Origin of the sequence: Arenimonas sp., assembly GCF_044348765.1 — a bacterium.
Lineage (GTDB): Bacteria > Pseudomonadota > Gammaproteobacteria > Xanthomonadales > Xanthomonadaceae > Arenimonas.
The window spans coordinates 1-5,828 of record NZ_JBIKSE010000101.1 but is presented as its reverse complement, the minus strand read 5'-3'; the positions used below and the strand labels follow the sequence as shown (position 1 = coordinate 5,828).

Annotated in this window: 5 protein-coding genes and 1 tRNA gene; 3 read left to right on the top strand and 3 right to left on the bottom strand. The window is 53.4% G+C overall.

From position 1 onward, the window contains the following. Nucleotides 1-178, bottom strand: a 178-nt coding sequence (locus tag ACIQ0Q_RS09195; RefSeq protein WP_395772640.1) for an FAD-binding oxidoreductase, incomplete at its 3' end; no start/stop codon positions are given. Nucleotides 179-487: 309 nt separating this feature from the next. On the opposite strand from ACIQ0Q_RS09195, the gene ACIQ0Q_RS09190 reads away from it, so the two are divergent. From ACIQ0Q_RS09190 to ACIQ0Q_RS09180, 3 genes are read left to right on the top strand one after another with little or no spacing between them, the layout of a single operon-like run. Then, a complete protein-coding gene (locus ACIQ0Q_RS09190; RefSeq protein ID WP_395772639.1) occupies nucleotides 488-1,762 on the top strand; it encodes an efflux RND transporter periplasmic adaptor subunit in 1,275 nt (424 codons plus the stop codon). Further along, nucleotides 1,737-2,456, top strand: a complete 720-nt coding sequence (locus tag ACIQ0Q_RS09185; RefSeq protein WP_395772638.1) for an ABC transporter ATP-binding protein — start codon at nucleotides 1,737-1,739, stop codon at nucleotides 2,454-2,456. The genes ACIQ0Q_RS09190 and ACIQ0Q_RS09185 overlap by 26 nt, the downstream gene beginning before the upstream one ends. Before the next feature lie 32 nt (nucleotides 2,457-2,488). Next, a complete protein-coding gene (locus ACIQ0Q_RS09180) occupies nucleotides 2,489-3,703 on the top strand; it encodes an ABC transporter permease (protein WP_395772637.1) in 1,215 nt (404 codons plus the stop codon). Between the two features lie 52 nt (nucleotides 3,704-3,755). Here ACIQ0Q_RS09180 and ACIQ0Q_RS09175 read toward each other — a convergent pair whose 3' ends face one another. Both ACIQ0Q_RS09175 and ACIQ0Q_RS09170 read right to left on the bottom strand, forming a co-directional pair. Continuing rightward, nucleotides 3,756-5,369, bottom strand: coding sequence for an AbgT family transporter (locus ACIQ0Q_RS09175; protein ID WP_395772636.1), 1,614 nt, complete (start codon nucleotides 5,367-5,369; stop codon nucleotides 3,756-3,758). A 153-nt stretch (nucleotides 5,370-5,522) separates the two neighbouring features. Then, nucleotides 5,523-5,596, bottom strand: a tRNA-Gln gene (locus ACIQ0Q_RS09170). Nucleotides 5,597-5,828: the final 232 nt, after the last annotated feature.

The window sequence follows — 5,828 nt, the reverse complement described above, 5'->3', positions numbered from 1 at the left end:
CCCAAAATGGCGAGGCCATGGAATAAGCACGCATTAACGGCTTATCATTCACCATAAGACCAATCATCACGAATTGTCCGCTGACAAAGCGGAATGACGCAGGCCGTGACACTGAAAAGGAAAACAGTCCCTTGTTCCAATGATGCGTGGTCAAAACCTTAACAGTCGAAAATGCCATGATTCACTCCATAATTCAGGGCGCTCTTTGACGGCAATCGAGCAATTTACAATAGAGACATTTCTTTTATCGTCAAAAGCCCGCCTTCTTTTTGGGGCCTGTTTCTCGAATGAAGGCCCGATGTGGCAGATATTGAGAGATGAAAAGTTTCATTATTGTCCTATCAAAACGCGTAAGGCATCTCGTGCGGGTAGCACATCGGATATTCCCGTTACGCTCTGCATCGGACGAAAGGCGCAGATAACCGCTAGCCAGTTTCCATAACGCAAGATACAGCAAGTGCGAACAAACGGCACTGGTCAGGGTAATATGCTAACCACCTTCATTTCTTGGACAAAGCGTCATCCGATTTGGTCGGTGTTGATTGCGCTGGTGCTGCTATTCATTGTCTATCGGATCGTTCGTCCGACGCCGCCTGACTATGTATATGTCAGCGAGGCTGTCACGCGCGGCGACGTTATACGTAAGGTTTCTGCCAGCGGTAAAGTGCGCGCCTTGAACACGATTAAGGTGGGAGCCGAAGTTTCGGGGCAAATCACCAAAGTATATGTCGATTTCAATTCGCCTGTGCAGGCAGGCCAAGTGTTGGCCGAGATTGACCCGACGCGGGTGCGTGCACGGGTGGAACAGTCTGAGGCGCAGGTTGCCGTGGCGCGGGCCAATCTTCAACAGACGGCGGCCAATGTGGCGCGTGCACGTGCAGAGCTGGAAATTCAGGAGCGTGATTTTGATAGGCAAAAAGCGCTGGCGGAACGCGGCTTTGTGTCAAAGGCAGGTCTTGATATTGCGCAAAGCAAGCTGAATAGTGCGCGCAACGCCTTGCAAGTCGCTTTGGCGCAAACGCAAAGCGGCAGTGCACAAATCCGGCAGGGTAATGCCGAGCTGTCGTCGGCGACACTGGACCTTAAGCGGACCGTTATCGTCGCGCCAGCGAGCGGGGTAATAATTAACAAATTGGTTGAGCCGGGAACGACCGTCGCTGCCAGTTTTCAGACGCCGAATTTGTTCGAAATCGCGGCAGATACGACGAAGATGCAGGTCGAGGCATCAGTCGATGAGGCAGATATCGGGCAAATTCGCGAAGGTCAGATGGTCAGTTTTACCGTCGATAGCTATCCTGATGATGTATTCAAGGCCAAGGTTCGACAAGTGCGGCAAGCGCCCGTAGAGGCGCAAAATGTCGTCAGCTACCTCGTAATTATTGATGTCGATAATGTGAACGGAAAGCTGCTGCCTGGCATGACGGCCAATGTCGAAATCATCACGGATGTCAGGAAAAATGTTACGCGAGTTCCAACAAACGCGATGCGGTTTCGACCGCGCTTGGCCGACCGTCCAAAGCCTACGGCGGACAAGTCAGAGCCTGCAAAAAAGGGCAATCCTAGGCCCAAAGTGTATTTGCTTGGCGACGATCCTTATCGACCCGTGCGGCGAGATATCCGGACGGGCTTGCAGGGCGAGGAATATACCGAGGTCGTTTCTGGCCTAAAAAAGGGTGATAAGGTGCTGGTGCGCACAAAATCGCTGAAGCCCAAGAAAGAGGCTGACGACAGCGCGGATGAAGATGACAACGCCGCTTCTTGAAACGCATGATCTGGTCAAGGATTATGCGATTGGCGGCGAAATTGTTCACGCGGTCAATAATGTATCGTTGTCTATTTCGCGTGGCGAATTTGTCGCGATTATGGGCGCAAGTGGATCGGGCAAATCGACCTTCATGAACATGATCGGATGCCTTGATGTTCCGACATCAGGCACGTTATCGTTGGACGGGATCGATACCAAATCGCTGGATAGCGATGCACTGGCCGAAATCCGCAATCGCAAGATCGGGTTTGTGTTTCAGCAGTTCAATCTGCTCGCACGGACCAGTGCACTTGATAATGTTGCCGTACCACTCATCTATGCCGGGATCGGCTATGCCGAGCGACGCCAGCGCGCGCAGGACAAGCTGGAGGCCATGGGCCTTGCCAACCGCTTACAAAATACGCCCGCAAAGCTTTCGGGTGGTCAGCAACAGCGTGTGGCCATCGCGCGGGCATTGGTCACAGACCCGCTGATGTTGTTGGCTGACGAGCCTACGGGCGCACTCGATACCCAAACATCATTGGACATTATGGGTATTTTCCAGAAGTTGAACGACGATGGCATTACCGTCGTGCTCGTCACGCACGAGCCCGATATCGCTGAATATGCCGCGCGACGGATTGTCTTTCGCGACGGGCAGGTGATTGAGGATGCAGCGGTAAAGTCTCGCCGCAGGGCCAGCGCAGTATGAGAGACTTGCTTGCATCGCTTGCCGGATGGGGCGTGAATGTCGCGATTGCGCTGACGGCGCTGCGAACCAATTTAATGCGTTCAATCCTGACCACCTTAGGCGTCATGATCGGTGTATTCTCGGTTATTCTTGCTGTTGCCGTTGGAAATGGCGCGCAGGTTTCGGTGTCGCAGCAAATTGCAACCTTGGGGTCGAACATGGCCATCGTGGTGCCGCAACCCGATAGCGGCAGTGGTCCCCCGCGACCGAACGACCGAGGGCGATTGACCGAGCGCGACGGTCAGGCAATCCTGCGCGAGGTTTCCGGCGTGCGCGCGGTTGCACCGCAAATCCGGAGCAGCGTGCAGATTGTGACGCCGGGACGAAGTGCAACGACGCAGGCGACGGGCGCGACCCCTGAATATGGCGCAGTCTCCAACATCACCGCATCCGAAGGCCGGTTTCTGACACAGAGCGATGTTGGTTCGGCGGCGCGCGTTGCCGTAATCGGCGAAACCGTAGCCAACAAATTGTTCCCGGAAACAAGTCCGGTTGGTGAAACCATAAGAATTAACCGGGTACCCTTTACTGTCATCGGCCTTCTGGAAAGCAAGGGCAGCAATTTGGGCAATGATAATGACGACCAAATCGTCGTGCCGATAACGACGTTGCGCCAACGTTTATTGACCACGGCTACCCAGGGCCCCGATGATGTGACGTTGATTTTTGTCGGGTTTGAGGATGAAGATGCGTTGCTTGCCGGCCAAGCCGAGATCAAACGTTTGTTGCGCGACAGATATCGCGTAGCAAAAGGCAAAATTAGCCCATTCACCGTGCGCACGACAACGGAAATTGCCGAAACCACAGGCGAAGTAACGCAGATATTTCAGGCCGTGCTTGTTGCCATTGCATCGATTTCGTTGCTGGTCGGTGGGATTGGTATCATGAACATCATGCTGGTTAGTGTCACAGAACGCACCCGTGAAATTGGACTGCGCATGGCGTTGGGCGCAAAGCGGAGCGACATTCGCAACCAGTTTCTGGTGGAGGCGGCTGTGTTGTGCGTGATCGGCGGCGCTATTGGCCTATCGCTGGCGATATTGGCGGCCTCGATTTTCGAACGTGTGGCTGAATTCCCGGCGCCCATTGGCTTTGACACAGCGATAATGGCGGTCGCTTTTTCCGCCATTATCGGTCTTGTTTTCGGCGGCTATCCCGCCATCCGGGCATCGCGGCTCTCCCCAATTGAGGCGCTGAGAAGCGAATAGCTGGTAAAGGCGTCCTAAAGCGGTGCGCACTGCTGACAGGTTTTGGGTTAGATTAGCGCGTTGGCAGATACACCGGAGCCGATGGACCGAGTGGAATTTCTGCCACTACCCAAGCCCCTACAAGCGCCATACCAATTAACAACAATCCAACTGAATAAGGGATCATAGTGGCCGCAAGGCTCCCGATGCCAAAGTCTTTTACCCAGCGTTGGCAAAACACAAGGATGAGCGGGAAATAGACCATTAACGGTGTTATGATGTTCGTCGCCCCGTCGCCAACCCTATAGGCCGCAGTCGTCATTTCGGCGCTGACACCTAACAGCATCAACATGGGAACAAGAACAGGTGCCAACAGCGCCCACTTTGCACTGGCCGACCCGATAAATAGGTTTAGCGCAGCCGTGAAAAGAACCACAAGAATGAGCAATAGCGGGGCAGGCAATGCCAATGCGTTTAGCCCGTCTGCACCATGGACAGCGGTGATGAGACCCAGATTTGACCAACCAAACATAGCTACGAAATGCGCAATTACGAAAGCAAGAACCAGGAAATAGGCCATGTCAGCCATCGAGTCTGACATCATGCGGACAAGATCGCGATGATTTTTGATGATGCCCGTAGCGCGGCCATAAGCCCAACCAGCCAACAGAAAAAGTATCATGAATCCAGCTACAAGCGACTGATAAAACGGCGTAAGCTGCGCCTCGGGCGTCGCGGTTTCGTCTATCAATGGCGTATCTGGCCCAAGGGTCATAAACACCCACAGCGCAACGACTGCTAAGGTTGCTAGGCCTGCATGACGTAGCCCCATGCGTTGGTCCGAAGAGAGCGGCTGGCTAATCTCGGATTCAGAAACGCCCCGCGCATCAACTTTTGCTGTCGGCATGCCCGCCGCAATAGCTTGTACGCCTTCGGCCCGATATGTACCAAGGCGCGGCTCGACAATTTTGTCGGTTACATACCAAATCACGGGTAAGAAAACGACCGTCATGCCGATAATGAAATACCAGTTGCCAGCTATGTTCGCTTGCCAATCTGGAAACACCGTATTGGCCGCCGACTGCGTTATGCCGAACAATAACGCGTCGAGTTGCCCCGGGAAAAGATTTGCCGAAAATCCTCCTGAAACACCTGCAAAAGCTGCGGCTATGCCAGCAATGGGGTGACGTCCGGCAGCGGCATAAATGACACCGGCCAATGGAATGAGAACCACATAGGCCGCGTCAGCAGCCAAATTGCCCATCATCGCGACCAAGGCAACGATTGGGGTCAAAAGATATGTCGGGGCATTTGCGACACCCGCGCGCATCGCTGCGCCGAACAGGCCCGATTTTTCAGCTACACCAGCGCCCAACATGACCACCAAGACATATCCGAGCGGGTGAAATCCGGTAAACGTCTTGGGCATTTCAACCCATAATTTGCGAATGTTCTCGGCTGACAGCAGGCTAGTCGCAGCAACGATCTTGTTTGCGCCGGTCTCAGGGTCGATTTCTGTTGGATGTACCGCAGACCAATTCATCGCCGCGCCGAAGACCGATAGCAATATGAGGCCAGCTATCAGATACAAAAACAGGAAAACAGGATCGGGTAACTTGTTGCCAGCCCGTTCAATCCAGCCAAGAAATCTGCTATTACCTGTAGCGTTTATAGTATCCGCGCGCATAACGACGCCTCCCCAAAATGCTACCCCCAAAACCGATGTAACGCGATTAAACACGCTGACAAGTGTCTTTTGCCACCATTTTTCAAAATGGAAGGCGATGCATATATCATTATGTTTTTAAATAATAAATTAGCATACATGAATGCGTTATTCTGGTTCCCCGGTAAGGATTCGAACCTCAATAGACGGAGTCAGAGTCCGTAGTCTTACCGTTAGACGACCGGGGATTAAGGGCTGGGCCTATATGCTCGTGACCATGTCCGGTCAACCCGCTGAATCGGGCGGCTGCCGGGGTGTTCAAAAATCTTGAATCTTTGTCACGCTGCGAGTAGCATAGATGTCAGGTACCGGCGGCACATCCGACCGGCTAGAAAATAAGAAGTGAGTTATCGGCTATGGGCGAAAATGTCGCGCCATCGCCGCAAAACGGACGCGGGCGAAAACGTAAAAGGCCGCCTC

Bases quoted from the DNA above. Each gene is read 5' to 3' on its own strand.
- ACIQ0Q_RS09185 (WP_395772638.1), top strand. From the start codon at position 1,737: ATGAAGATGACAACGCCGCTTCTTGAAACGCATGATCTGGTCAAGGAT.
- ACIQ0Q_RS09190 (WP_395772639.1), top strand. From the start codon at position 488: ATGCTAACCACCTTCATTTCTTGGACAAAGCGTCATCCGATTTGGTCG.
- ACIQ0Q_RS09175 (WP_395772636.1), bottom strand. From the start codon at position 5,369: ATGCGCGCGGATACTATAAACGCTACAGGTAATAGCAGATTTCTTGGC.